The 735-nt window shown below is 27.9% G+C and carries 2 protein-coding genes; both read left to right on the forward strand.

Features of this window, described 5'->3' with window-relative positions; all coding sequences use genetic code 11:
* Positions 1-249, forward strand: a 249-nt coding sequence (locus IV513_RS15580; protein ID WP_245168973.1) for a hypothetical protein, incomplete at its 5' end; no start/stop codon positions are given.
* Positions 239-538, forward strand: a complete 300-nt coding sequence (locus tag IV513_RS15585; protein WP_209391466.1) for a type II toxin-antitoxin system RelE/ParE family toxin — start codon at positions 239-241, stop codon at positions 536-538. The genes IV513_RS15580 and IV513_RS15585, both read left to right, overlap by 11 nt.
* Positions 539-735: the final 197 nt, after the last annotated feature.

The following is a 735-nucleotide window of genomic DNA, read 5'->3' on the forward strand; positions in this document are numbered from 1 at the left end:
AAAAAATTTGAAATGAATACAGAATTGCAAATACAAAATAAAAAACTTGAATTAATTCAATGGTTATCAACTATTGAAGATTTGAAATTTCTTGAAAAAATTTCAGATTTAATTTCTCGTGAAAAGAAAAAAGATTGGTGGGATGAAATTTCTGACGCTGAAAAACATTCAATTGAAAAAGGAATTGCTCAAGCAGATGCAGGAAAATTAAATCCACATTCTAAAGCAAGAGAAATATATGGAAAATGACTATGAAATAATTTGGACTGATTTAGCGCTTGAAGAACTTGAAGATACTGTTGAATATCTTGAGAGAAAATTTTCAATTAGAGAAAAAGATAAATTAGGAGATGAAATTGAAAGAATTTTATCAATAATAAATCATAATCCAAATATTTTTCCAGTTTCAAATAAAGGAAAAGTAAGAAAAGCTGTCATTTTGAAATTTAACTCAATGTATTATAGGATAATTGAAAATCAAATTCAGATTCTATCATTCTTTTCAAATAGGCAAAGTCCTAATAAAAGAAAAATATAAAAAACATCGCCTAACATTGTATTGGCAAAATGCGGGGTGAAGTGCAAAATTGAAAAGCAGAAATATTATTCCGCTCATGCTTTTCAATTCTGCAATTTTTTGTAAGTTAGCAGTATTGAAAAAGCATTCGCTACGTTTGGTGTTTCTTGAACTTTTAGTTCTTCGAAATCCTGCACTTCGCCAATACTTTTTCCGTT

The sequence above is a fragment of the Chryseobacterium sp. RR2-3-20 genome (genome assembly GCF_017808115.1).
Lineage (GTDB): Bacteria > Bacteroidota > Bacteroidia > Flavobacteriales > Weeksellaceae > Chryseobacterium > Chryseobacterium oryzae.

Bases quoted from the DNA above. Each gene is read 5' to 3' on its own strand.
- IV513_RS15585 (WP_209391466.1), top strand. From the start codon at position 239: ATGGAAAATGACTATGAAATAATTTGGACTGATTTAGCGCTTGAAGAA.